General features: G+C 37.0%; 22 protein-coding genes and 2 pseudogenes. 15 read left to right on the top strand and 9 right to left on the bottom strand.

Annotation, left to right across the window (positions count from 1 at the left end; genetic code table 11):
• Positions 1–31 precede the first annotated feature (31 nt).
• Entirely contained in the window at positions 32–859 is an 828-nt protein-coding gene (locus ABC228_RS09745; RefSeq protein WP_345824946.1) for a TetR/AcrR family transcriptional regulator, read from the bottom strand.
• A 106-nt stretch (positions 860–965) separates the two neighbouring features.
• Between ABC228_RS09745 and ABC228_RS09740 the strand changes: the two genes are divergently transcribed.
• Positions 966–4,046 (top strand): efflux RND transporter permease subunit, encoded by a 3,081-nt coding sequence (locus ABC228_RS09740; protein ID WP_345824945.1) that lies wholly within the window; start codon positions 966–968, stop codon positions 4,044–4,046.
• 277 nt (positions 4,047–4,323) lie between these two features.
• Here ABC228_RS09740 and ABC228_RS09735 read toward each other — a convergent pair whose 3' ends face one another.
• On the bottom strand, positions 4,324–4,710 hold the full coding sequence (locus ABC228_RS09735) for a VOC family protein (RefSeq protein ID WP_345824944.1): 387 nt from the start codon (positions 4,708–4,710) through the stop codon (positions 4,324–4,326).
• A gap of 635 nt (positions 4,711–5,345) precedes the next feature.
• Between ABC228_RS09735 and ABC228_RS09730 the strand changes: the two genes are divergently transcribed.
• From ABC228_RS09730 to ABC228_RS09700, 7 genes and pseudogenes are all read left to right on the top strand, one after another.
• Positions 5,346–6,566 carry a DUF819 family protein gene (locus ABC228_RS09730; protein ID WP_345824943.1) on the top strand — a complete coding sequence of 407 codons (1,221 nt, stop codon included), beginning with the start codon at positions 5,346–5,348 and terminating at the stop codon, positions 6,564–6,566.
• A gap of 313 nt (positions 6,567–6,879) precedes the next feature.
• A complete protein-coding gene (metK, locus tag ABC228_RS09725) occupies positions 6,880–8,103 on the top strand; it encodes a methionine adenosyltransferase (RefSeq protein WP_427902222.1) in 1,224 nt (407 codons plus the stop codon).
• Positions 8,100–9,599, top strand: coding sequence for an aminotransferase class I/II-fold pyridoxal phosphate-dependent enzyme (locus ABC228_RS09720; RefSeq protein ID WP_345824942.1), 1,500 nt, complete (start codon positions 8,100–8,102; stop codon positions 9,597–9,599). Before metK ends, ABC228_RS09720 begins: the two co-directional genes overlap by 4 nt.
• Before the next feature lies 1 nt (position 9,600).
• On the top strand, positions 9,601–10,032 hold the full coding sequence (gene speD, locus ABC228_RS09715; protein ID WP_345824941.1) for an adenosylmethionine decarboxylase: 432 nt from the start codon (positions 9,601–9,603) through the stop codon (positions 10,030–10,032).
• Positions 10,032–10,886: a polyamine aminopropyltransferase gene (gene speE / locus ABC228_RS09710; protein ID WP_345824940.1), complete on the top strand. Its 855-nt coding sequence runs from the start codon at positions 10,032–10,034 to the stop codon at positions 10,884–10,886. Before speD ends, speE begins: the two co-directional genes overlap by 1 nt.
• Positions 10,876–11,736 (top strand): agmatinase, encoded by an 861-nt coding sequence (gene speB, locus ABC228_RS09705; protein ID WP_345824939.1) that lies wholly within the window; start codon positions 10,876–10,878, stop codon positions 11,734–11,736. The genes speE and speB overlap by 11 nt, the downstream gene beginning before the upstream one ends.
• Positions 11,737–11,931: 195 nt before the next feature.
• Positions 11,932–12,444, top strand: a pseudogene (locus ABC228_RS09700) (GNAT family N-acetyltransferase).
• A 58-nt stretch (positions 12,445–12,502) separates the two neighbouring features.
• Here ABC228_RS09700 and ABC228_RS09695 read toward each other — a convergent pair.
• Both ABC228_RS09695 and ABC228_RS09690 read right to left on the bottom strand, forming a co-directional pair.
• A complete protein-coding gene (locus ABC228_RS09695; protein WP_345824938.1) occupies positions 12,503–13,024 on the bottom strand; it encodes a DinB family protein in 522 nt (173 codons plus the stop codon).
• Between the two features lie 116 nt (positions 13,025–13,140).
• Positions 13,141–13,488, bottom strand: coding sequence for a winged helix-turn-helix transcriptional regulator (locus ABC228_RS09690; RefSeq protein WP_345824937.1), 348 nt, complete (start codon positions 13,486–13,488; stop codon positions 13,141–13,143).
• A 229-nt stretch (positions 13,489–13,717) separates the two neighbouring features.
• Here ABC228_RS09690 and ABC228_RS09685 point away from each other — a divergent pair, with 229 nt between their 5' ends.
• A complete protein-coding gene (locus ABC228_RS09685; RefSeq protein WP_345824936.1) occupies positions 13,718–14,776 on the top strand; it encodes an LLM class flavin-dependent oxidoreductase in 1,059 nt (352 codons plus the stop codon).
• Positions 14,777–14,788: 12 nt separating this feature from the next.
• Complete coding sequence (locus ABC228_RS09680) at positions 14,789–15,355, top strand: NADPH-dependent FMN reductase (RefSeq protein WP_345824935.1); 567 nt, start codon at positions 14,789–14,791, stop codon at positions 15,353–15,355.
• 99 nt (positions 15,356–15,454) lie between these two features.
• Here ABC228_RS09680 and ABC228_RS09675 read toward each other — a convergent pair whose 3' ends face one another.
• A complete protein-coding gene (locus ABC228_RS09675; protein WP_345824934.1) occupies positions 15,455–15,928 on the bottom strand; it encodes a DinB family protein in 474 nt (157 codons plus the stop codon).
• Positions 15,929–16,170: 242 nt separating this feature from the next.
• On the opposite strand from ABC228_RS09675, the pseudogene ABC228_RS09670 reads away from it, so the two are divergent.
• From ABC228_RS09670 to ABC228_RS09655, 4 genes and pseudogenes are all read left to right on the top strand, one after another.
• A pseudogene (locus ABC228_RS09670) lies at positions 16,171–18,123 on the top strand (GTP-binding protein).
• A gap of 65 nt (positions 18,124–18,188) precedes the next feature.
• On the top strand, positions 18,189–18,743 hold the full coding sequence (locus tag ABC228_RS09665) for a GNAT family N-acetyltransferase (RefSeq protein ID WP_345824933.1): 555 nt from the start codon (positions 18,189–18,191) through the stop codon (positions 18,741–18,743).
• An 86-nt stretch (positions 18,744–18,829) separates the two neighbouring features.
• On the top strand, positions 18,830–19,549 hold the full coding sequence (locus ABC228_RS09660; RefSeq protein WP_345824932.1) for a DsbA family oxidoreductase: 720 nt from the start codon (positions 18,830–18,832) through the stop codon (positions 19,547–19,549).
• Between the two features lie 93 nt (positions 19,550–19,642).
• The gene (locus ABC228_RS09655) at positions 19,643–20,560 is read left to right on the top strand and encodes an aldo/keto reductase (protein WP_345824931.1); all 918 of its coding nucleotides are present in this window, start codon (positions 19,643–19,645) and stop codon (positions 20,558–20,560) included.
• A gap of 64 nt (positions 20,561–20,624) precedes the next feature.
• On the opposite strand, the gene ABC228_RS09650 is transcribed toward ABC228_RS09655, so the two are convergent.
• Genes ABC228_RS09650 through ABC228_RS09635 form a run of 4 tightly spaced genes read right to left on the bottom strand, consistent with a single transcriptional unit; the run spans position 20,625 to position 24,359 of the window.
• A complete protein-coding gene (locus ABC228_RS09650; protein ID WP_345824930.1) occupies positions 20,625–21,635 on the bottom strand; it encodes a FecCD family ABC transporter permease in 1,011 nt (336 codons plus the stop codon).
• Positions 21,628–22,629 carry a FecCD family ABC transporter permease gene (locus ABC228_RS09645; protein ID WP_345824929.1) on the bottom strand — a complete coding sequence of 334 codons (1,002 nt, stop codon included), beginning with the start codon at positions 22,627–22,629 and terminating at the stop codon, positions 21,628–21,630. Before ABC228_RS09645 ends, ABC228_RS09650 begins: the two co-directional genes overlap by 8 nt.
• A gap of 16 nt (positions 22,630–22,645) precedes the next feature.
• Positions 22,646–23,566, bottom strand: a complete 921-nt coding sequence (locus tag ABC228_RS09640; protein ID WP_345824927.1) for an iron-hydroxamate ABC transporter substrate-binding protein — start codon at positions 23,564–23,566, stop codon at positions 22,646–22,648.
• Positions 23,508–24,359 carry an ABC transporter ATP-binding protein gene (locus tag ABC228_RS09635; RefSeq protein WP_345824926.1) on the bottom strand — a complete coding sequence of 284 codons (852 nt, stop codon included), beginning with the start codon at positions 24,357–24,359 and terminating at the stop codon, positions 23,508–23,510. Before ABC228_RS09635 ends, ABC228_RS09640 begins: the two co-directional genes overlap by 59 nt.
• Positions 24,360–24,491: 132 nt before the next feature.
• On the opposite strand from ABC228_RS09635, the gene ABC228_RS09630 reads away from it, so the two are divergent.
• Positions 24,492–25,529, top strand: a complete 1,038-nt coding sequence (locus ABC228_RS09630; protein ID WP_345824925.1) for an NAD(P)/FAD-dependent oxidoreductase — start codon at positions 24,492–24,494, stop codon at positions 25,527–25,529.
• The last annotated feature ends 112 nt before the right edge of the window (positions 25,530–25,641 follow it).

The raw sequence follows: 25,641 nt of genomic DNA, 5'->3' as shown, positions 1-25,641 counted from the left end.
CAGTGACATACTAAGAAATTAGTTCATCTCCCTATAGCTGAAAGTATTTACGTAGTAGGTAGCTAATCCATTTACAATCTGGGTGATTTCGAATGTTTTCTAACATTCCTTTTACAATAGCAAGACTATAGCTTTCCATTAAAAGCTGTTCCTTCAAGATCAATAATGATTCTTTCTCAATAGATTCGTCTAGCTCTTCAATGCTTTGGCTAAGTAGTTCAGCTAAGGATTCTTTTGACATATCTTCAACCTCATTTTTGAAACTTTTAATCAGGTCAGTCGTAATAAAAGGAACAGACATGTGATTAGCTAGTATATTTGTTTTTTCTACAAGTGATTTTGAGACTAATTCCACATTCAGTACAAGTGTATTAAACAAAAATAAAGTGGAATAACTATTCATTAAGCCTTTAATAGTATAAACCAAATCATACTTAATAGGTTCAATTTTATGACCGTACGTTTTTTCTACCATTGCTAAGATTGATTGGTCTACTAAGTTATCATAATAGCGCATCTTCGACAGTAGCTCTTCATTTAATGGTTGCGTTTGTTCCTTCATGAGTAATTTAGCAAATTTCGAGTGCTTTAAGAATGCGGTGAAAAGTGTATGGTAAAAATAATATAACGTATCCGCTTTGTTGGTATTTCTGACCGTATAGTCAATATCCATGGTTATCTGTTTCATGAAGTGATCAATTAACGCAATTATTAGCTCGTCTTTTGATTTAAAGGCTAAATAAAAGGCACCCTTTGAGATTCCACAATAACTTGTAATTTGTTGAACGGATGTAGCTTCAAATCCTTGCCTTGCAAATAAATCTAGTGATTTTTCCATGATTAATTGTTTTTTACTCATTTGTAAAATTTCTCCTAAATCATTGAGTATATGGTTGACAAAATGACCAGTTAGTCATTATTATAGGGAAATGAGTTTATAAAGTCAATTTAAGGTAGGTGTAGACGTGAAAGGTTTAGTTAACTTTGTATTAAAAAATAAACTAGCAGTTTGGATATTGACGATTATTATCGTCGTATCAGGTATATATTCCGGTACACGTATGAAAACCGAGACAATTCCTGATGTATCAATCCCATACTTAATGGTTACTGGTGTATATCCAGGTGCAACTCCAGAGAAAGTAATGGAGGATGTATCGATACCAATAGAAAAGGCTGTTGAGAATCTTGAGGATGTAAAAGCAGTCTATTCCAATTCATATTCTAATTATTCAAGTATTCAAGTAGAGTATGAGTATGGAATTAATATGGATGAGGCAGAGCGAGAATTAGAATCTGCTATGGGAAATTTATCACTACCCGATGGAGTAGAAGAGCCAACAATAACAGCAATCAGCATGGACATGATGCCGGTTGTGGTATTAAGTGTTAGTAGTGAAACAGAAGATATTGTTGAATTAACATCAACTGTTGAAGATGTACTTCTTCCAAAGATCGAAAAAATCGATGGGGTTGCATCTTCAACCATTACTGGTCAACATATTGAAGAGATAGAATTAACCTATGATGAAGAAAAGATGGCTCAACTCGGTTTAACAGAAGATACTGTTAAGCAAATGATTCAGGCTAGTGATATGGCTGTTTCACTTGGGCTATATGAATTTGAAGAAGGAGAGCAGGCTGTTTCAGTAGATGGAAAATTCATGTCAGCAGATGAATTGTCTAATATGCTTATTCCGGTAACACCTTCTGAAACACAGCCTTCACCATTTGTGAAATTAAGTGATATTGCTACCATTGAGGTAATTGGTAAGGAAGAATCGGTATCACGTACTAACGGTGAAAATGCAATTGCCATTCAAATTGTTAAAGGTCAAGAAGCAAATACGGTAGAAGTTGTTAATAAAGTAAAAGACTTAGTTAAAGAAGAAGAAGAGAGTATTGAAGGTCTTGTAGTCGATATATCGCTTGACCAAGGTGCTCCAATCGAAGAATCTGTTACAACAATGGTTGAAAAAGCAGTATTTGGTGGATTAATCGCGGTATTAATCATTTTATTATTCTTACGTGATTTTAAATCTACTATTATTTCTATCATTTCCATTCCAGTTTCGATTTTCATTGCATTAATGCTATTAAACTGGATGGATATCACGTTAAATATCATGACGCTTGGAGCGATTACGGTTGCGATTGGTCGTGTTATTGATGACTCGATTGTTGTTGTGGAAAACATCTATAGGCGACTACATTTAAAAGAAGAGAAATTAAATGGTCGTGCCTTGATACGTGAAGCAACAATTGAAATGTTTAAACCAATACTATCGTCAACGCTTGTAACAGTAGCGGTATTTGCACCACTTATTTTCGTGGGTGGTATGGTTGGTGAGTTGTTTATGCCATTCGCTTTAACTATGACATTTGCACTTGGTGCGTCATTACTTGTTGCCATTACAATCGTTCCAGCATTGTCTCACTTCTTATTTAAGAAGAAGCTTTATGGGGAGAAGACGGAAGGAAGCCATAAAGAATCTGGTAAATTAGCGAATTGGTATAAGGGTGTATTACGCTGGTCATTAAACCACAAAATCATAACATCTGTATTTGCTATCGTGCTATTAGTTGGAAGCTTGGCGTTAACCCCATTAATTGGCTTTAGTTTTATGGGTAGTGAAGAAGAGAAGGTAATGTATTTAACGTACACACCTGAAGCTGGTGAATTACCAGATGAAACTTTAGAGAATGTAACGTTTGTAGAAGAAGAGATGTTAAAACGTGAAGATATTGATATTGTTCAAGTATCAATAAATGATAGTGCTGATCCAATGACCTCTATGATGGGTGGTGGAGGCGGTGCCTTAATGTACCTAATCTTTGACCCTGAAATGGAAAACTTCCCTGAGGTTCGGGAAGAGATTGAAGAATATGTATTTAATCTTGAGCAGACAGGTGAATGGAAAAGCCAGAACTTCTCTGCTATGTCAATGGCATCAGATGAACTTAGCTATACCTTATACAGTGAAGATTTAGATAAACTAAATGAAGCTGTAACACAAGTAGAAGAAGTGATGAGTAAAAACGATGGATTAGAGGATGTATCCTCCAGTAAAGAAGATGCTTATGTGGAGTATACCTTTAATGTAGATCAAGAGGAACTATTACAGTATGGATTAACAACAGGGCAAATTGTGATGATGTTAAACCCTACTGCAACGCAAGAAGTTCTTACAACCATCGAGAAAGATGATAATGAACTAGATGTTATTGTCCAACAAGAGCAAACACAGCAGCCTAAATCTATTGATGAATTGCTAGCAACGGAAGTAGAAACTGCTCTTGGTACAACAATGCCACTTTCTGAGCTTGTAACAGTCGAAGAAGGTACGACACTCAATACACTAGCTCGTAGTAAAGGTGAATATTATGCTTCCGTTTCCGGAACAATTATCGGTGACGATATTTCAAAAGCATCTGCTGAAGTAGATGAGGCAATCGATGAGCTAGAATTACCGAAGGGTGTAACACTAGGAGTTGCAGGTGTAACTGCTGATATGCAGGAAACATTTACACAGCTTGGTTTTGCAATGCTTGCAGCGATACTAATCGTATACTTCATTCTTGTTGTAACATTCGGTGAAGGTCTCGCACCATTCGCAATACTATTCTCTCTACCATTCTCTGTAATTGGTTCATTTGTTGGATTATTAATCGCAGGTGAAACAATCTCTGTTACAGTTATGATGGGGCTATTGATGTTAATTGGTATCGTTGTAACTAACGCTATTGTTTTAGTAGACCGTATCATCCATATGGAACGTGGCGGCATGGGAATGCGTGAAGCAATCCTAGAAGCTGGAAGCACTAGATTACGTCCAATTCTAATGACGGCAATTGCTACAATGGGCGCTTTAATTCCATTGTTATTTGGAACTGGCGGTGGCGGTTTAATTTCCAAAGGTCTTGGAATAACTGTAATCGGTGGTCTTGCAAGCTCAACGTTGTTAACATTGATTGTTGTTCCAATTGTATATGAAACATTATCAAAAATGTTTAAGAAAAACAGAAAAGAAATTCAAGAAAATTAATCAAAATAAAAGCCTTACAAGTTAATCTTGTAGGGCTTCTTTTATGTTTATTGCTGTAGTGTCATATGCGTAGTACTTATCCCATTATGTTAGGTAAGTGTCCAAAAATTCTTTAATTGCATGATATCCTGTAATCCGATTTTTTCTCTTCGTAAATCCATGGCCATATGCAGCCCCGCCCATATGGTGGGGCTGTTATTTAGTATCTTTAAAGAAGAAAAAGTGTGGATAGGATTTACGTTATGTACTTGTAGTCCCTCATAAATGAGATTGAATTTTATTTATTTGCAGTACCAAATCCGATAACATATCCATCAGGATCTGCAATGGCAAATTCTTTCCAACTGCCCCATTTAAATTTGGTAATTTCTGGTTTGATGACTACGGTTGCGCCGTTATCTGTGAGCTTGGTATGCAATGTATCAAGGGCGGCGAAATCATCGGTATAGGCATATACATCACAAACTATTTTTTGATCTGTACTATTTGGATTAATGTCCTTAACGTGATCAGCTTGCAGGAGTTTTAATCCTAATTTTACCTCATCATCACGTAACGCCCACCATTCTGTCACTTCACATCCAAGAATGTTTTGATAGAAATCTCTTGATTTTTTGATATCGGATACCTTTAAAACGGTTAATGATTGGATACGGTCTGTCATGCTTCTTCCTCCTATACTAGTAATCTATTTCCGTAAATGGCAAGCTATATCAGTAACCCAGAAGTCAGAATGCATTCCGGAAAAGCAAGACGACTTCCCAGAATTTATCATCGATTTGTTTTGATTCCATACCTATTTTTGCAAGGGGCTGGGACAAAAGTAATTTTAGCAAGGAAAAAACGAACAATTATAGCTAGTGCATATATCCCGATCGGGAAATATACTTCGCTTTCACTTCCAGTACAGGGGCGACAACACAGTGTCTACCTTGCCGCGGGCGGCTGGTGAGCCTCCTCGTGCTAACGCACTGTGGGGTCTCACCGATGCCTTTCCTCCCGCAGGAGTCTACGCATATTTCCGGATCTAGTTTAGTTTATCGTTCGGCTTTTCAGAATTCCCTATTAGTTTTGTCCCTTCCTCTACCTCTTTTTGATTTCTACATATCTAACGATTACCAATAATAAATCATACACAAAATGTATCGATACTTTAGAATTTTTTTTAGTATATCATTATTAATAAAAATCCCCAATAAATAAGACAATCCCTTCGACATGGTTATAACTATCGTGACAAGATAATTTTAATTACGCTATAATAGTAAATTAATAATAGTTGTCAAAGGAGAAAAATATATGGTATTTGCAATAATTCAGCCGGATGATACATGGATTCTCTGGGCTTTTTTGACTGGTTGGGCAGGAGTTAGTATCTATTTGGAGCAAAAGTTTGATTGGGCGTCTAAAATATCAGGTGCTATCATTGCGTTAGTTGGTGCAATGTTGTTGGCCAATTTCAATATTATTCCGACTGAATCACCAGTTTATGATACGGTTTGGGGATATGTTGTTCCACTTGCGATACCATTGTTATTATTTCAATCAAATATTCTAAAGATATGGAATGAAAGTGGTAGACTCTTAGTCATGTTTTTATTTAGTGCGATCGGAACGGTGGTAGGTGCAATAGTAGGCTTCTTTTTATTAAAGGATTTTGTTCCAGGATTGGATAAGGTAGCCGGAATGATGACCGGTTCTTACATAGGAGGCAGTGTTAACTTAGCGGCGTTATCTGCCAGGTTTCAAACGCCTGGTGAACTTGTCTCTGCTACTGTCGTTGCGGATAACTTAATGATGGCATTGTATTTCCTTGTACTAATGGTAATTCCAACAGTAGCATTCTTCAGGAGAATGTTTCATTCACCACATCAAGAGTTGGTAGAGAAGAGCGTGAATAAAGGGGATAAGAATCTTGCGGCTTCTTATTGGAGGGGGAAAGAAATATCATTAAAGGATATCGGTCTCGCTGTAGGTTCTGCATTTACGCTCGTAGCGATTTCGTTTAAGCTTGCTGAGTTATTTGATCAAGTAATCCCATCTGGAGATGACGTTAGCTTTGTCCTAACGACAATAAATGGGATACTTGGAGATAAGTATTTAATGTTAACAACCATAACTCTCATAGCTGTAACTGTATTCACTCGATTTTTTGAGAGGATTAATGGTGCGCAGGAGATAGGTACATACCTTATTTATATTTTCTTTGTCGTGATAGGTGTTCCAGCTTCATTACCAATCATTTTAGAAAACGCACCTTTATTATTTGTACTAGTATTCATTATGGTTGCTTTGAATATGGGGATATCGTTTGTTTTTGGTAAGTTATTTAAGTTTAATTTGGAAGAAATAATTCTGGCCAGCAATGCAAATATTGGTGGACCAACGACTGCTGCAGCAATGGCAATATCTAAGGGGTGGAATAAACTAGTAGCTCCGGTACTAATCGTCGGAACCCTTGGATACGTAATTGGTAATTATATTGGTGCTGCAATCGGCTACTGGTTTGGCTTTTATTAAATGAAAAGAGCTAAAAATACAGGAACAAGGTTTCTGTATTTTTTGTGGAAATTATTTCTGATTTCTCGACAAAAAAAGAGTTTGACACATAGAGCATTATCCTTTAGTATTAATCCCAGCATGAATAAAGTCTATCTTATTAATAGCCGCTGAGACGAGGGGTCGAAGATGCGGTGGCAAACCAGTGTGATTCAAACTGAATCTGCTATGGGGCCCAACCTGAGCGCAAAACTTTCCTAGTTTTGTGAACGATAAGAGGATAAGCAGCTGATATTAATCGAAGCTTTCCTTAGGTTGTAGGAGAGCTTTTTTTATGCCCAAAAATATGAAAATGAAGGGATGGTTAATATTGGCAGAGAAATTATTGTTTACTTCAGAGTCTGTTTCTGAGGGACATCCTGATAAAATTGCAGACCAAATTTCTGATGCAGTATTAGATGCAGCACTCGAACAGGATCCTTTTTCTAGGGTTGCCTGTGAAGTATTTACGACAACAAACACAGTAATTGTAGGTGGCGAAATTACCACTACAGCAAATATAGATATAGAAAAAATAGCACGCGAGACACTTATTAAAATTGGTTACACGGATGATCGCTTAGGTATTGATGGACGTACTTGTCAAGTACAGGTTCTCGTTCATACACAATCACCAGATATAGCGATGGGTGTAGATGCTTCCAGTGATACGAAAGCTATCGGAGCAGGAGATCAAGGGATCATGTTTGGTTATGCTACGGATGAAACTGAAACCTTGATGCCACTTGCTATCGAAATGGCACATACCTTAGTAAAAAGAGCATCACAATTAAGAAAAAGTGGTGCATTTTTATGGGCTCGCCCAGATATGAAATCACAAGTTACAATTGACTATACAATACCGAACCAGCCAAAAATCGATACTGTTCTTATGTCTATTCAGCATGATGAGGAATTTAATCAACAAGAATTTGAAGACTATGCAATCGAGAATATCATTAAACAGACAGCAAAAGATTTTGGCTTAAACGAAGTATTTCGAATCTTAATTAATCCGACTGGACGATTTGTAGTGGGTGGCCCACACGGTGATGCTGGTTTAACTGGCCGTAAAATCATCGTGGATACGTACGGAGGAGCGGCTAAGCATGGTGGTGGTGCATTTTCTGGTAAGGATTGTACGAAAGTTGACCGATCAGCAGCCTATGCAGCACGTTATGTAGCAAAAAACATTGTAGCGTCGGGCTATGCGAAGAAGTGTGAAATCCAATTATCCTATGCAATCGGCGTAAGTGAACCAATAAGTATTGCATTAGATACCTTTGGAACCGAATCTGTACCACATAATCAATTGCTAAAAGCTGTACGTCAAGTGTTTGATTTAACACCCTCAGGTATTATTACGATGCTTGATTTACGCAAGCCACAATATAAGCAAGTGGCTGCCTATGGACATTTTGGAAGAAGTGATCTCCATTTGCCATGGGAAAGAACGGATAAAGTGGAGGAGCTACAACAAGCATTAGCAACTTATGAATTAGCTGGAGTTGGTCAATGATGAGTAAGGTAAAGGAGCTTGTCACGAAAAAGGTTTCTTCGATGAACCAAGATAGGATGCCTTTATTTGAAGCATTAGTCCAATATGCAAAGCAAGATGTAACCCCTTTTGATGTACCTGGACATAAAATGGGTGCCCAAATGAATACGTTAAAAGAAGTTCTTGGAGAGATGACGTTACGGATGGATGTCAATTCGATGAAGGAATTGGATTTATTAAGTCATCCTCAGTCCGTCATAAAAGAAGCACAGGAATTAGCGGCAGATGCATTTGGAGCAGACCACGCTTATTTCTTGGTAAACGGAACGACGGTTGGCATTCAAGCGATGATTATGGCCGCTTGTAAGCCAGGAGATTCATTACTGGTTCCACGGAATGGTCATAAATCCGTTATGGATGGGATTATTTTAAGCGGAGCAAAGCCGGTATTCATTCAACCCGAAGTTGATTATCATTTTGGTATTTCACATGGTGTATCAGTGGAGAGTGTCAAAAAAGCAATTACCGAAAGCCCAGATGCTAAAGCACTTTTAATTACCTATCCTACCTATTTTGGATCGATGAGTGATTTAGAAGAGATTTGTCATGTAGCACATGAAAAGGATATTGCGGTAATTGTGGATAGTGCTCATGGGGCGCATTTAAAGTTTTTATCAGGTGATATTAAGGATCCAATTGCTGCAGGTGCAGACGCAGTTACAATCAGTATGCATAAAACAGGTGGATCGTTAACACAAAGCTCCATTTTACTGTTAAAGCATAACCGATTAAATCCACAAGCGATTCAAAAAGTATTAAGCATGCTACAATCCACAAGTGCAAATTACCTGTTAATGAGCTCACTAGATGTGGCGCGAAAAGAGTTAGCACTACATGGAGAAAAGCATTACCATAATTTAAATCAAATTGTTACCGAGGCAATTGAAACAATTGAGCGAGATACTCGGTATGAAATATTAAAGGCTGATTATATTCAAAAGCAATTTAACCAATCGTATGACTGGACTAAATTAGTTATTCGTGTCAATGGTATTGGGTTAACAGGGTTTGAAGTCTATACAATTTTAAAAGAAAAATATCGGATTCAGATGGAACTTGCAGAAGGTTATGTTGTAATGGCTGTTATTACAAGTTCTGATACAGTTGAATCAATCGGAAAACTTGTTAAAGCTTTGAAGGACATTGAGAAGGTATATGGTGAGAGAACCGTTCTCATGTCTACTAGTGTAACTGCTGATCAAGTCAATGAACTAGTCATCAGTCCAAGAGAAGCGTTTTATTCCGAGCATGAATCTGTTGAAATTGATGAAGCTGTTGGACGGATAAGTGCAGATACGGTAATGATTTATCCACCAGGCATACCGCTTGTTATTCCAGGAGAACTAATTTCACACGAAGTAGTTCAGCAATATTATTATTACTGTCAAACCTTAGGAGAAGTATTATCGGAGGCGAAAGAAGCGAATCATATTACAGTTGTAAAGGAGAATGTATAAAATGGGGATTGAATTATCAACATTAGGAAGACACGTATTGATTGAGTTTTACGGTTGTCCAAGTGATATTATTGAAAACAATAAATTAATTGAGAAGTTTATGAACGAAGCAGCAGATTATTCGGGGGCAACTATTGTGGAATCGGTTTTCCATCATTTTAACCCATATGGTGTTTCAGGTGCAGTTATCATTGCGGAATCCCATTTAACAATCCATACATGGCCAGAATATGGTTATGCTTCTGTCGATGTCTATACTTGTGGAGATTCGGTTAGTCCTTGGAAGGCAGCTGATTATCTCGGTATAAAATTACAAGCGAAAAAAACAGAATCATTTGAGGTTCCTCGTGGTATGGTTGATAAAATTAAACAATTTGCAGAGCGAGATATTCGTGAAGTCCAGGTGAAACCGGCGTTAGAAGGTGTAAAGTAATGAATTGGTATACAGAACAATGGAGCAAGGATTGCAGATTTTCAATAGCATACGATAAAGCATTATATAGTGAAAAAAGTCCTTTTCAGCAAATTGATTTTTATCAAGGAACAGAATTTGGTACCTTTTTTACGCTAGATGGTTTAATGATGGTAAATGAGAAGGATGAATTTATCTATCATGATATGATTGTCCATCCTGCATTCGCAACCAATCCGAATATTAAAAGCGTGTTAATTATTGGTGGCGGAGATGGTGGTACGGCACGTGAGGTATTGCGTTATCCAACAGTTGAAGAAGTAGTGATGGTAGAAATCGATGAGCGAGTATTTCGCTTATGCCAAGAATATTTACCATTAACAGCAAAAGGAGTAGAAGAGGATAATCGTATGAACCTTATCTTTGATGATGGGTTAGCATATGTAAAGAATGCTAAGAATGAGTCTTTCGATTTAATCCTAGTAGATTCTACTGATCCTATTTCTGTAGGAGAGGGATTATTTACAACTGCTTTTTATAAAGAATGCTATCGTGTTCTAAAGGAAGACGGTATATTAATTAATCAGCATGAATCACCGTATTTTAGTGAATATGCTACTAACATGAAAAAAGCGCATAAGAAGATTAAAGATATATTCCCAATAACAAATGTGTATCAATATCATATGCCAACCTATCCTTCTGGACACTGGTTATTTGGATTTGCATCTAAAACCTTGGATCCCATTAAGGATTTGAAAAAAGAAGCATGGACTGATTTTGGTTTACAAACGAAATATTATAACACGGATTTGCATGTTGGGGCATTCAACTTACCGAACTACGTGAGGGAGGCGCTTATTCGTGGGGAATAGACCATTCAATATCAATACGTTTATCGGTTGTGAGAAGTCTTATGATGAATCAGATGTTGTTTTGTTTGGCGTACCATTTGATGGTACGACAAGCTTTCGTCCAGGAACAAGATTTGCGATGCAAGCAATCCGAAATGACTCCTTTGGATTAGAGACATACTCACCTTACCTAAATAAGGATATAGAGGATGTTGGAATTTACGATGGAGGCGATTTGGAACTACCATTTGGAAATACGAAGAAGGTGCTAGATGAGATTTTAGCATATAGCCAAGAGGTTTTAAGGGACAATAAAAAGTTCTTAATGGTAGGTGGTGAGCATCTTGTGAGTCTTTCGACGATAAAGGCAGCTTATGAGAAATATCCTAACTTACATGTGATTCATATTGATGCTCATACAGATTTACGTGATGATTATTTAGGAGAAAAACTATCGCATGCTTCTGTGATTCGCAGAAGTCATGATTTTCTTGGTGACGGAAGAATTTTTCAGTTTGGTATTCGTTCTGGAATGAAAGAAGAGTTTGAGTGGGCAAAAGAACATACGTATCTTGAACGATTTTCACTAGATACGCTACAGGAGAAAATACAAGAATTAACCGATGTTCCAGTTTATATCACCATTGACTTGGATGTTTTAGACCCTGGGGTGTTTCCTGGAACTGGAACTCCTGAGCCTGGTGGCATAACCTATCGCGAACTACTAGAAGCAATAAAGCAGTTCCAGTCGTTGAATCAAATTGTTGCGGCTGATATAGTAGAGCTCTCACCACAATATGACCCATCAGGTGCATCCACTGCTATGGCTTGTAAAACAGTAAGAGAGATGTTATTAACGCTTGCAGACTAGTAAGTTAAAATTATAGCATTAGATAAGAAAAAGTACATCGTTGTTTAACACGGTGTATTTTTTTCTATAGGAATCCGATGAGAAATAAGGAGACTAACGAATAATCTGTTAAAATGAAAGATAGAAGTAGATGACTTAGCCATCTATCACAGGAATCTAGTATACTATTTATTAAAAATGATTGGAAGAATGTTAATGAACATTAATACGGATAGACTGCTGATAAGAGAATTTAAACATGATGATTGGAGAGAGGTGTATCCATATACCTCAGATTGTGAGGTTATGAGATATATACCGGAACAAGAGTTTACTGTAAAAGTAGCAAAAGAATTTGTTATTAAAAATCAGGGCAAGAATGCTAAGTATTTCCCTGTAATACTAAAAGCTGGAAATACTCTTATCGGGCATCTCATATTTCATCCTTTTTTTGGGGAACATACATATGAAATAGGATGGGTATTTAACCCGAAATTTTATGGTAGAGGATATGCTACTGAAGCAGCGAAAGCAGTGGTAAATCATGCATTCAAAGAAATGAAATTACATCGAATTATTGCAACCTGTTAACCAGAAAACATTCCTTCCTACCGTGTCATGGAAAAGATAGGGATGAGAAGAGAAGGTTATTTTAAAAAGTGCATTCCTTCAGGAGACGAATGGTGGGATGAATATTATTATGCAATATTACGGGAAGAGTGGCATTAAGGAAACACCAAATTATTGTATTTTATTGAAATAGATAGAACAAGAAAACTTGTCCTATCTATTTCAATATGCCTAAGTATTCCTGCCAGGGTCCCACTTCAGACTGGTAATGCTTGGCCATGACACGAACAATTTGGGAAATATGAGTTAAGTCATGAACTGCCCAGGTAGCGATTAATTCTTTAATCTTTACTACCCCAAAGGCCGGATGGAAACCTGTTTTATCGAGATCTAGTGCGGGATCAATTATTTCCTTGAGTTTCATAATGTTTTGGCTTCGAATAGTTTTGAAATCTAAAAGTAGTTTTTCTATCGTTCTTTCAGTAGATTGGTTTAAATGGGAGAACCTATCAAATGCAGGAAATGCGTTATTCTCACCTTCTTGTAGAATGAATTCTAATCTAGGTACCCAGTTAAATCGCTCTGCTTCTATAAGATGAGCGATTATCTCTGTTGGATTCCATGTACCTTCTCCTTCATTCGCATCTAACCATACTACTGATAGCCCAACTAATAGATTTTCTAATGATTGCGGCGTTCTCTCCAGAATTTCTATTGCCTCGTTTAAATTAAATTTCATGTACTTCACCTTTCTCTTCAAATAATATTTATACAACTATATGCAATTAATCGATAAAATTACTCTAAAAAAGAGCTAACACCTATTTTCTAGTTGTTAGCTCCTACGAATTCTTCTCATGATATATCTGTCTTCATCTTCTTATTCTTATGGTTTGTATGCTTCAATCCCCACTCATGCATAGCGTGTAAAATTGGCTCTAGACTCCTTCCATATTCGGAGATGGAATACTCTACCTTTGGTGGAACTTGTGGGTAAACCACTCGTTCAACGATATCTTCTTCCTCCAGTTCACGTAGCTGCTTCGTGAGCATTTTTTGAGTGATTCCTGGTAGCTCTCTTTTGAGTTCACTAAATCGTTGCGTTCCGTTTTTTAATAAATGTAGTAGGATAATTGGTTTCCATTTGCCGACTAGAATGCCTAATGCATCTTCTACACGACATAATTCAGGTTCGATTTTCACCTTAATTCCTCCTATAGTATCTTTTAGTATACTATAGCACTTGAAAGTGCGTACTTATATTTAATGTTATTATTAACTATAATAACATTGTGAAATAAATATAGATAGAAATTTTTTCTATACACCAAGACGATAGCTGTCTTTCATTACTATTTCTAAAATGACAAATTAACTCTCAGATATTTTGTTTAAAATATCGTTAGACTTTGAAGTGAAAGGTTGAATAATCATGAATAAATATCGTATAAATCCTAGCAATGGACTTGAGTTTGGTATCTATACATTAGGTGATCACCTTGTAAATCCAATATCAGAAGAACGAATCCCTGCCGGGCAACGTATTCATGAAATCATTGAACTAGCCCAGTTGGCAGAACAGGCGGGAATTGATTTCTTTAGTGTTGGTGAAAGTCATCAGGAGTATTTTACAACTCAGGCACACGCTGTTGTTTTAGCGGCAATTGCACAGGCAACTGAGCATATAAAAATTGCAAGCTCCTCAACTATTATTAGTACATCAGATCCGGTGCGAGTTTATGAAGACTTTGCGACTATTGACTTGATTTCGAATGGTCGTGCAGAAATTATTGCTGGTCGTGCCTCAAGAGTTGGTCTCTATGATCTACTCGGCTATGATCTACGTGATTATGAGGAATTATTTGAAGAGAAGTTTGATTTATTACTAAAGATAAATCAAGAGGAAGAAATAAATTGGAGTGGGCAATTTCGTGCACCATTAAAAAATGCAAAAATAATTCCTCGCCCCCAGAATGGCTCGTTACCAATTTGGCGTGCAGTGGGTGGAACTCCTGCAAGTGCCATTAAAGCTGGTCTAGTAGGTGTTCCCATGTTTCTTGCTCATTTAGGGGGACCAGTTACTGCGTTTAAGCGTTCGATTGATGCCTATCGAGAAGCAGCCAAACAGTCAGGATATGACCCATCGGAATTACCGGTTGCAACGGCAGGCTTCTTCTATGCAGCTGAGACAACTCAACAGGCACTTCGGGAGTACTATCCTCATATAAATGAAGGAATGAAGCTGACAAACGGAAGGGGTTTTCCAAAGCAACATTTTGCACAAGGTGCCGATACACGGGATGTAATAAATGTTGGTAGTCCACAGCAAATCATTGAAAAAATCCTCTATCAGCATGAAGTATTTGGTCATCAGCGTTATATTGCACAGATGGATTTTGGTGGTGTGCCATTCGATAAGCTAATGAAAAATATTGAACTAATAGGTACTGAAATATTACCAGCCATTAAAAAATATACCGGGAAGAATTAGGAGGAAGCACACATGAAGATTGTTGGACTATCTGGATCTATCGTTGGTTCCAAAACACGAACAGCAATGAACTATACGGTGAATGCGATTCAGGGTAAATATCCAGATATGGAGATTACATTAATTGATTTAGCAGAATATGAAATACAGTTTAGTGACGGACGAAATTACCTGGAGTATGATGGAGATACTGGTTACGTTACAAAAACGATTATGGATGCAGATGCAATCATTATTGGGACACCGGTTTTTCAAGCGTCCATTCCGGCAACGCTAAAGAATATTTTTGACTTGTTACCAGAAAAAGCATTTTTAGATAAGGTAGTAGGGTTTATCGTCACAGCAGGTTCACCTAAGCATTATTTAATCGCAGAGCAACAATTAAAACCAATCGTTGCTTACATGAAAGGTCAAATTGTACAATCATATGTTTTTATTGAAGAACAAGACTTTTATCGAAAAGAAATTACGAATGATGATGTGAAGTTTCGTATTGACCGTTTGGTAGAGGATACGGTTATACTTGCTGGAACGTACCAAACTATTCGTGAGGCAAAAGAAGCGGAATATGGATTTTAAATTAACGAGATTGGTTAAAGCACCTGTATTTCATTCGGTCATTAAATACAGATGATTTTTAACCAGCTCTTTTTTTATGTTGGTGGATGTTCCTTCACACTAATTAAAGCTTACTCCAATTGCATGATGAATCTGTTGAAAGTGGTGGATATCATGTTCAACTAAACCAGAAAAATAGTGATAAAGTGAAAATGTTGATTGATTCATTACTATTTCCTTAGTCCATTTAGCATCCTCAAACTTTTCTAAAGCAGATATTATTTCCCTTCTGAAATGGGTGAAGATGGTGATTGTCTCTTCCTTCTCTCTCTCCTTACTATCAACGGATGCTTTTTGATTGATGGCTTCAACCTCTGGACTCTTAGGCAAGTTAGTAGCCTCAAAAAAATATGGGATTCTATTCATTAGAATAAATTCATCCCAAGGGATAAGGTGGCCGATTACTTCCGCAACTGTCCATTTATTAGTGGCTATTGGCATTCTCCATTGTTTCTCTGACAGATTGCTTAGATTATTTACCCACTCAATCGATTTCTGATAATGTTCTAGGATCGATTTCTTCTCTGAGTTCATTCGTTTCACTTCACTTTGTTTGTATTTTGATATAAAAGCAGAAAATCTCATTCTTCATCAGAAAGTATAAATAGATATGTGAGACGTAAATACTACCACATAATTATACTATATTTCATAATATTTTGTTAAAAATATAGAGGTGCGCCTTCTATATCGATAGGTATATTGTTACGAATTCTTTTAGACTATTAAGTTTGTTATAATGAACCATATATAGGAAGAATTTAAGGAGAACAAATATGAATAAGACAATAGGAATTCTAGCGCATGTGGATGCAGGCAAAACTACTTTTTCCGAGCAGTTACTTTATCATACAAATACGATAAGAAGTCCTGGAAGAGTTGACCATCAAAGTGCTTTTCTCGATAGTCATGAGATTGAAAAACAACGTGGCATTACTGTTTTTGCAGACCAAGGTATATTTTCATATGGTGATTCTACTTATTACATGATTGATACACCAGGTCATGTAGATTTTTCTCCAGAAATGGAGCGATGTATACAAGTAATGGACTACGCCATATTAATAATTTCTGCTGTGGAAGGTATTGAAGGTCACACAGAATCAGTTTGGAAGCTACTACAAAAATATCAGGTACCCACTTTTTTCTTTATTAATAAAACCGACCGTACTGGTGCAGATGTAGATGCGGTGTTGAAACAAATTCGTAAAAACTTTACGAAGGATGTTTTTGATTTAAACGCTTCTTTTTTGAATGAGTGTATGTCTGAAAGTCTGATTGAATTTATTGCAGAACGAGATGAACAGTTATTGCAAAAATATATGGAAAGTGGTTATGAGTCTAGTCTATGGTTAGAAAAGACTCGTACGATGATTCGAAAAGCACATATTTTTCCTTGCTCTAGTGGTTCGGCATTACATGATATTGGAGTAAGAGAGTTTTTAGATAGATTTGAGAATTTATCAGTAACAAGCTATGATTCTAGTGAAGAATTTTCTGCTCGTGTATTTAAAATTCGTCATGATGAATCTGGTACTAGAATGACTTTTATGAAAGCAATAAGTGGTAGTCTTAAGGTGCGTGATGAAATAATTTATGGTAATTCAAATAAACGGCTATCCGAGAAAGTTACTCAAATTAGAAGTTTTAACGGTAAACAGTTTGAAGTAGTCAATGAAGTTAATGCAGGTGAACTTTTTGCAGTAGTTGGCCTTACTAGTGCTTCTATCGGAGATGCTATTGGAGTGACAACAGACAAGTTAATATTTTAGATGATACCGACATTGCGGTCGAAGGTAGTATTAGAAGCTTCTATTAATCCGAAAGATGCATTAGCTTATTTTAAATTACTGGATGCTGAAGATCCCTCGTTACAAGTAACCTGGGAAGAAGCTCAACAACAAATCCACATTCATGTTATGGGTAATATTCAACTAGAGGTTTTGGAACAGATAGTATTAAGCCGATTTGGATTGAGGGTTATGTTTGAGGAGCCTGAGATAGTCTATAAGGAAACCATTGACAGAGAGGTTATTGGGTATGGTCATTTTGAGCCGTTACGGCATTATGCAGAAGTACATCTAAAAATAGAACCTGGAATCCGAAATAGTGGTATTACATTTCAATCTAGATGTCATACTGATCACCTAACAATTGGGTTACAGAATCTAATTCGTCAGCATATTTTCGAGCGAGAGCATCATGGCTTATTAACAGGCTCGGGTTTAACAGATCTTAACATTACTTTATTGACTGGACGTAATCACGAGAAGCATACCCATGGTGGTGACTTTCGAGAAGCGACTTTTCGTGCAATAAGACAAGGGCTAGAAAAAGCGTCTAATGTTTTGCTAGAACCGTATTATCGTTTTAAGATAACAGTTGATGTGGAACAGATGGGAAGGGTCCTTTCTGATGTGCAAGCAGCACATGGTAGGTTCGAATCACCAAATACAGATGGAGATAAAGCGGTTATCACAGGAGAAGTGCCTGTAGCAACTTTTATGACGTATAGTACTACATTGGCTTCATTTACAAAAGGAAAGGGAAGTATTTCATTATCGTTTAGTGGCTATGATTATTGTCACAATGAACTAGAGGTGAGGGAGCGTATAGGCTATGACAAAAATGCTGATCCAGCGTATACCTCTTCCTCCGTATTTTGTGCAAAAGGAGCAGGATATAGTGTTAAGTGGGATGAAGCAGAGAAATTGATGCATTGCTTGTAATAAATGATGATAGATATTATCAAATGAATATTAATTCATATTAAGTTATTTGGGGGATGAAAAACATGAGTAAAAAAATAGAAGATTTTCCGGTTCTTGAAACGGAACGATTACGTCTAAGAATGATAGAAGAAAATGATGCTCCGAGTTTATTGAAATACCTTTCCGATAAAGATGTCATGCAGTACTATGGGCTGAAGCCCTTTACGGAAATAAATGAAGCATTGAATGAAATTTCATGGTATCAATCTATCTATTTAAACAAGTCAGGAATTAGATGGGGAATTACATGGAAAGAGGAGAATGAGGTAATTGGTAGTTGTGGTTTTTTAAATGGAGTTTCTGAACACTGTCGGACCGATATTGGATATGAGCTGAGTAAAGACTATTGGGGGCAAGGGATTGCGAGTGAAGCATTGGTAGCTGTATTAGAATATGGCTTTAACGAACTGGAACTTGAAAGGGTTCAAGCTTTGATTGAGCCCCCTAATATTTCTTCTATGAAACTAGTTGAAAAGCACGGCTTTATACGAGAAGGTCTATTGAGAAACTATGAATACACGGATGGTAAATTTGACGATTTATATATGTATGCATTGCTTAAGCGGGACTTTAAATAAGTTTTTTCAAGCTTGAGCAATTAGTTTGTTTGAATGTCTCTACTGTGAAAAAATAGAAAGGAAGAAATAATAAAAGAGGTGCTTAAATGAAAATTGAAGTATGGTCAGATTTTGTATGTCCATTTTGTTATATAGGAAAAAGACGCTTGGAGCAGGCTTTGGAACAATTTCCGAATCGTGAACAAGTAGAAGTAGAATTCAAGAGCTTTGAACTTGATCCGAATGCATCACTCTATAAGGGGAAATCCATCCATGAAGCATTAGCTAAAAAATATGGAATGAGTGTAGAAGAAGCAAAGCGAGCAAATGAAGGTGTTGGACAACAAGCCCAAAGTGTAGGTTTAGAATACGATTTTGAGGGAATGAAGCCGACCAATACTTTTGATGCACACAGACTTTCAAAATATGCAAAGTCAGTTGGAAAAGAACGTGAGCTAACGGAAAAGCTCTTGCATTCCTATTTTACAGAATCCAAGCTATTAAGTGATCCAGAGACATTAGCGGAAATTGCTTCGTCTGTTGGAATCGGTAAGGATGAAGCATTAGCAGTTATCCAGAATCCTAAAGAATACGCCAATGAGGTTCGTAACGATGAAATGCAAGCACAACAATATGGAGCAACAGGTGTTCCTTATTTTGTTATTAATCAAAAGTATTCTATCTCCGGTGCGCAGCCTACAGAGCTGTTTTTAAATGCATTGCAACAGGTCTGGGAAGAAGAAGGAAATCAACCAAAGCTAACAAACCTTAGTAGTGATGGCGAGGCGGTTTGTGATGAAGATGGTTGTCGTATCCAAGAAAAATAATGGTATGCTACAGAAGCTATAGCCTCTCTGATTTCCATGAATATTATGCATATCCGATAGTTAAATATTTTAATGACAAGAAAGGGTGCTACTATGCAGAAGCTTAAGTTAGGAAAAAGTGATTTAAGTGTATCCAATATCTCCTTAGGCTGTATGAGAATGGGTGACTTGACTAGAGTAGATGCAGTAACAGTCGTTAATAAGGCACTGGAATTAGGAATCGATTTCTTTGATCATGCAGACATTTATGCTAGCGGGAAGTCTGAAGAAATGTTTGCTGAAGCGGTACAGATGAGCCCTTCCATTAGAGAAAAAATCGTATTACAAACAAAGACCGGAATTCGCAAGGGCTTCTTTGACTTTTCCAAGCAGCATATCGTAAGTTCTGTAGAGAATAGCCTTAAACGTCTGAATACAGATTATATAGATGTTCTTCTTCTTCATCGTCCAGATACGCTGGTGGAGCCAGAAGAGGTTGCAGATGCATTTTCTACGCTAAAGGAAAGTGGAAAAGTTCGTCACTTTGGAGTTAGTAATCATAACCCGATGCAAATAGAACTCTTGAAAAAGTATGTAGAACAAGATTTAATTGTTAATCAACTGCAATTTAGTATTATGCACACTGGAATGATTGATACAGGATTGCTGGTTAATATGAAACAGGACAATGGTGTGAATAGAGACGGAAGTGTATTGGATTATAGTAGGCTTCATGATATGACTATTCAGGCATGGTCTCCATTCCAATATGGATTCTTTGAGGGAGTTTTTGTAGATAATGATAAGTTTCGTGAGTTAAATAAGGAGCTTCAGAATCTCGCCGAGAAGTATTCTATCACTAAATCAGCTGTTGCGATTGCATGGATTTTACGTCATCCGGCTAAAATACAGCCAGTAGTAGGTACGATGAATCCTGATCGACTAACGGATATTGTAAAAGCATCTGAGGTAGTTTTAACAAGGGAAGAGTGGTACCAAATATATTTGGCTGCAGGGAATATGCTGCCATAGTCAACTAAAATAAAGCCAGGAGCTTCTTCTTTTACTGAGAAGAGGTTCCTGGCTTTAATACCGACTATTTATTATTTTTTTTCAGCAAATAAATAAAGTATGGAGCACCGATTAGAGCTACAACAATACCAGTTGGTATCGAACTAGATTCTAATATGTTTCTTCCTATGGTATCAGCTGTTAAGAGAAGAATTGGTCCTATGAATAAAGCAATAGGTAAAAATAATTGATGTCTAGGTCCAACTAGATTTTTAGCGATGTGAGGTGCCATTAATCCGATAAAACTGATTCCTCCAGTAATCGATACAGCTGCAGCTGCTAATGCAACAGCTATGATAATAAATAGAAAGCGTTCTTTTTTAAGTGCAATCCCCAAACCAATTGAAGTAGGTTCATTCATTGCGAGAATATTTAAGGTATTTACTTTATAAAAAATGATAGGTAAGCAACTAATTAGCCACGGTACTAATGCAAGTATAAATGGCCAATCTGTACCCCATACATTGCCCGCTAGCCAACTTGCGATAAATTCAACTTCCTGACGTTCCGCAGATGATATTAATATCATCATTAGTCCTGAAAGGGCAGTTGCGAAACCAAAACCAACCAATACAAATCTTACAGGTTGAATCCCTTTTCCTTTTTCATATGAGAAAAAATAAATCAGACCTGCGGTGACAATGGCACTAATAAATCCGATAATTGGAAGAACGTATGCATAGTGTTGGATATCAGATTGAACAAAAAGATAAAAGCATGTTATACCAATTCCTGCACCAGCATTTATTCCAATAATACCAGGGTCTGCTAAATCGTTGCGTGTCACACTTTGTAGTAGGGAACCTGCCATCGCAAGCGCCATACCGGCTAAGACCAAAATCAGCACTCTAGGCAGTCGAACAGAAAATAAGATAAACGATTCCTTGAAGGTACCTTGTCCCAAAAGCGTAGGAAAGATTCTGTCGATGGAAATGGATGAGCTACCTAAACTAATACTGATTAGAAATAGTACAACAAGCGCTAGTGCTAAAAATATCAACCATTTTCTTTGTTTTAGATGTTGATAATTACCCAAATTGTCGTCCTCCTTTTCGTACCAAAAGTAAGAAGAACGGCAAACCTATAATTGCAATAATGGCAACAACAGGGGTTTCAAAAGGTGCATTTAGAACACGTCCTACCAGGTCAGCGATAATCATAAATAATCCACCGATAATAATAGACATTGGAATAATGTAGCGATAATCTTGACCAACAAGAGCACGAACGATATGTGGAACCATTAAGCCAACAAATGCTAGATTTCCAACAAGCGCGACTGCAGCCCCAGCGAGAATGACAACTATTGCCATTAGAATTGTTTTAATACGTGCTGTTTTTTGACCCAAGCCTACAGCAACGTCTTCATTTAGACTGAGTATAGTTAGCTGACGACTGCCTGCAATACTAGCTATTAATCCCATTAAAATAATTGGTGCGACTAGCAACGCTTGCCATGTAGTTCCAATAAGGCCTCCTGCAGTCCACATGGATACATCCTTTGATACATGAAAAAGGATTCCAACTCCATCTGCAACGGCTTGAAGAAATGCTGAAACGGCTGCACCTGCCAATACAAGCTTAAGAGGGGAGAGGCCCCCTTTTGTAGAAGCACCGATTCCGTATACGATTGTCATCCCAATTCCTGCACCAATAAAGCAACCAACAACAATCAGCATATACGATACAGCAGGGAAAAAGGCCATTGACAGTGCTAATGCTGCATTTGCACCTGCGGTTATTCCAAGTAATCCAGGATCGGCAAGAGGATTACGTGTAACACCTTGCATGATTGCACCTGAAACTGCTAAGGCACTCCCTACTAAAAAGGCTGCAATAACCCTTGGAAATCGTATGTCACGTAGAACAGTGTAGTATTCTCCTTCTCCAGTTGCTGTTATAACGTTCCATATATCCTGGATAGAAGTATTAGCAGCGCCAAAAAGAATGGCAACGTAGCAAGTACTAAATAATAATACGATGCTAGCGATAAGTTTAAGTGAAAAAGGAATTGATTGAATAACCTTCATTATTAATTCACTTTCTTTAATTCTTTCCTAAGAATTTTTCTTGGAAAAATTCTAGTTGATAGTCGAGTGATAATGCATCGTTAAAATAGAATGCTTTCGCATTTGCTTCAAATAATTGACCATTTTTAACTGCATCTATTTCGTTATACCAATCTTCTTCTAAAAATGCAGTATCTTGATCGGTTGTGAGGCTTAAAATAACATAATCCCCAACATAGTCTGCCAATACCTCTTGTGAAATAGCGAAGTAGCCAGGTTCTAATGCTACCTCTGACACTTTTTCTGGCATTTTTAAGCCCATTTCTTGGTATAAAATTTCAGTGCCACGTCCCCAATTATCGCCAAATAGATAGAATTGCTTTTCATAATTTTCGATTACGGTTACAGTAGTATCCTCACCAATCTTAGCTTTAATTTCTTCGCCTAGTTCTTTCGCTCGTGTTTTAAAATCTTCTACCCATTCTGTAGCTTCTTCTTCTTTATTTACTACTTTTCCTATTTCAATAAGTTGCTCTAAGTAGTCATTTTTTCCATAAGTGAAGAGAACTGTTGGAGCGATTTCTTCCAATTTATCTGCATTTTCAATATTGTTAAGGCCAATAATAAGATCAGGATCTAATTCAATAATTTTTTCTAAATCTTCATTTGAAACGACGTCGACTCCTTCTAGAGTATCTTCAAAATTAGGGTTCATTGCTGACCATGAATCAACACCCACAATGTTAACACCTAATTTGATTAAGTCTCCAGCATATGAAGATAAAACAACAACTCGCTCTGGATTTGCTGGAACTTCAACTGGTCCTGTTTCAGATTCATATGTAATCGTTTCATCTGAATGGTTATCAGCTCCATCTTTAGAACTGGTTTCCTTATTGCTACAAGCTGCTACCAACAGTAACAGGCATAATAGTATCAATAGTAATATTTTTTTCATGTTTTTTCTCTCCCTTTAGTAAGTTATATGTGATACACATTGGTTTATTGGTTCTTGGATCATGATCGATAAGTGCATCTATTTGGAAAACCTCTCTGAGAATAGGAGGTGTAATAACCTCATCAGCACTTCCAGCTTTTATTAGTTTTCCTTTTGACATTGCTAACAAGAAATCAGAGAATCTAGCTGCTTGATTTAAATCGTGCAACACCATAATAATGGTTTTACCTTCTTCTTTATTTAGCATTTGCAGAAGCTCTAAAACCTCTAGTTGGTGGGCCATATCTAAATACGTTGTCGGTTCATCTAAAAAGATAATATCCGTATCTTGTGCTAAAGCCATTGCGATCCAAACACGTTGTCTTTGTCCACCTGATAGTGCGTCGACAGTCTTATATCGGAACTCATTTGTCCTAGTAACCTGAAGTGCCCAATCAATAATTTCCTTATCTTTTTTGGATAAATTGCCAAAGCCTTTCTGATAGGGAAATCTACCGTAGGATACAAGTTCTTCTACGAGTAGTCCATTTGCACTTTCTGGATTCTGGGTTAAAATGGCAAGTTGTTTGGCTAGTTCTTTCGTATTCATGCTATGTATGTTTTTTCCGTCCAAGACGATATGCCCATCCTGGTGACCAATAATTCTTGTCATTGCTTTTAGAAGAGTGGACTTTCCACAGCCATTTGATCCAATAATTGTCGTGATCTTCCCATCAGGTATGTCCATACTTAAATCCTGGACAATTGTTTGATTTTCGTAGCCGACACGAATATTTTTTACCTGCAAACGCATAAAAGTATTTCCTCTCCTTCTAAAACATGTTATGATAGTGACATTGAGAATCATTTTCAATTATCATATTAGAGAGTAATAGATTTTATGTCAATATAAATTCTATAAAAAGTTATTTCTGGGGTGATTGGTATGACAGATATTTATGATGTAACAATTATAGGTGGGGGACCTGCCGGATTATTTTCTGCCTTTTATAGTGGGTTGAGAGGAATGAGAACAAAGATCATTGAGTATCAACCAAAACTAGGTGGAAAAGTGTTATTATACCCAGAAAAAATGATTTGGGATGCAGGAGGACAGCCGCCTGTTTTAGGAGAGCTTTTCGCTAAACAACTGGTAAATCAGGGGATGACATTTCAACCAACTGTTTGTACCAATGAAAAAGTGGATTTAATTGAAAAAGACGAAAATCAAAATTTTTTATTAACTACTCATAATGGAAATAAACATTACTCAAAGTCAGTTATTGTTGCAATTGGCGGTGGTATTATACAACCTAGACCACTTGAGGTTGAAGCGGCAGATCGATTTGTAGGTAAGACTTTACATTATACGGTGAATGATTTACGACAGTTTCGTGATAAAGTAGTCATGATTTCTGGTGGAGGAGACTCCGCAGTAGATTGGGCTGCAGAATTACTATATATTGCCAAACAAGTTATTATCGTTTCCCGGAGAGACAAATTGTCTGCACATGAGGCATTAGTTAAACGCTTAGAGAGTAGTAGTGCTAAGATTTTGTTAAATAGTAGAATATGTGGTCTAGCTGGTAATGAAGGAATGATTGATCAAGTAAAACTAGAGAATATACATAGTGGAGACATGATGATGGAAGAGGTCGATCATCTTGTGGTAAACCACGGGTATAATCGAGATTCTTCATTTGAACTGGCAGAAAATCTTTCGTTAGAAATGAAAGATGATTATTTTTATGTAGGTAATGCACAAGGCTATACCTCTGAGGATGGAATTTTTGCGGCGGGCGATATCTTAACATACGATGGAAAAATTAACTTATTAGTTGGTGCATTTCAAGATGCTGTGAACGCAGTTAATAGTGCCAAGACTTACTTAGAACCAAGTGCAGAAAAAGTAGCGATGGTATCCTCTCACAATAAAGCATTTGATGAGCAAAATAAAAAATTAATACGGGAAATGTTACGATAAAAAAGTGCCAGGCATCGATTTCGGTTGCCTGGCATGTCTTATTTTTGGTTACAAATTACTTAAATACATAATCTAAGACTAGGTTGGAATACTATACCTGATATGTAGAATT

Origin of the sequence: Ornithinibacillus xuwenensis (assembly GCF_039614845.1) — a bacterium.
GTDB lineage: Bacteria > Bacillota > Bacilli > Bacillales > Amphibacillaceae > Ornithinibacillus > Ornithinibacillus xuwenensis.
This window is presented reverse-complemented; position numbering and strand designations above follow the sequence as displayed.

What these genes read in the sequence shown, in the direction of transcription:
- ABC228_RS09635 (WP_345824926.1), bottom strand. Translation starts at nt 24,359, where the DNA reads ATGCGTTTGCAGGTAAAAAATATTCGTGTCGGCTACGAAAATCAAACA.
- ABC228_RS09655 (WP_345824931.1), top strand. Translation starts at nt 19,643, where the DNA reads ATGCAGAAGCTTAAGTTAGGAAAAAGTGATTTAAGTGTATCCAATATC.
- speD (WP_345824941.1), top strand. Translation starts at nt 9,601, where the DNA reads ATGGGGATTGAATTATCAACATTAGGAAGACACGTATTGATTGAGTTT.
- metK (WP_427902222.1), top strand. Translation starts at nt 6,880, where the DNA reads ATGCCCAAAAATATGAAAATGAAGGGATGGTTAATATTGGCAGAGAAA.
- ABC228_RS09640 (WP_345824927.1), bottom strand. Translation starts at nt 23,566, where the DNA reads ATGAAAAAAATATTACTATTGATACTATTATGCCTGTTACTGTTGGTA.
- ABC228_RS09685 (WP_345824936.1), top strand. Translation starts at nt 13,718, where the DNA reads ATGAATAAATATCGTATAAATCCTAGCAATGGACTTGAGTTTGGTATC.
- ABC228_RS09720 (WP_345824942.1), top strand. Translation starts at nt 8,100, where the DNA reads ATGATGAGTAAGGTAAAGGAGCTTGTCACGAAAAAGGTTTCTTCGATG.
- ABC228_RS09745 (WP_345824946.1), bottom strand. Translation starts at nt 859, where the DNA reads ATGAGTAAAAAACAATTAATCATGGAAAAATCACTAGATTTATTTGCA.
- ABC228_RS09630 (WP_345824925.1), top strand. Translation starts at nt 24,492, where the DNA reads ATGACAGATATTTATGATGTAACAATTATAGGTGGGGGACCTGCCGGA.
- ABC228_RS09675 (WP_345824934.1), bottom strand. Translation starts at nt 15,928, where the DNA reads ATGAACTCAGAGAAGAAATCGATCCTAGAACATTATCAGAAATCGATT.
- ABC228_RS09660 (WP_345824932.1), top strand. Translation starts at nt 18,830, where the DNA reads ATGAAAATTGAAGTATGGTCAGATTTTGTATGTCCATTTTGTTATATA.
- ABC228_RS09665 (WP_345824933.1), top strand. Translation starts at nt 18,189, where the DNA reads ATGAGTAAAAAAATAGAAGATTTTCCGGTTCTTGAAACGGAACGATTA.
- ABC228_RS09645 (WP_345824929.1), bottom strand. Translation starts at nt 22,629, where the DNA reads ATGAAGGTTATTCAATCAATTCCTTTTTCACTTAAACTTATCGCTAGC.
- ABC228_RS09695 (WP_345824938.1), bottom strand. Translation starts at nt 13,024, where the DNA reads ATGAAATTTAATTTAAACGAGGCAATAGAAATTCTGGAGAGAACGCCG.
- speE (WP_345824940.1), top strand. Translation starts at nt 10,032, where the DNA reads ATGAATTGGTATACAGAACAATGGAGCAAGGATTGCAGATTTTCAATA.
- ABC228_RS09680 (WP_345824935.1), top strand. Translation starts at nt 14,789, where the DNA reads ATGAAGATTGTTGGACTATCTGGATCTATCGTTGGTTCCAAAACACGA.
- ABC228_RS09730 (WP_345824943.1), top strand. Translation starts at nt 5,346, where the DNA reads ATGGTATTTGCAATAATTCAGCCGGATGATACATGGATTCTCTGGGCT.
- ABC228_RS09735 (WP_345824944.1), bottom strand. Translation starts at nt 4,710, where the DNA reads ATGACAGACCGTATCCAATCATTAACCGTTTTAAAGGTATCCGATATC.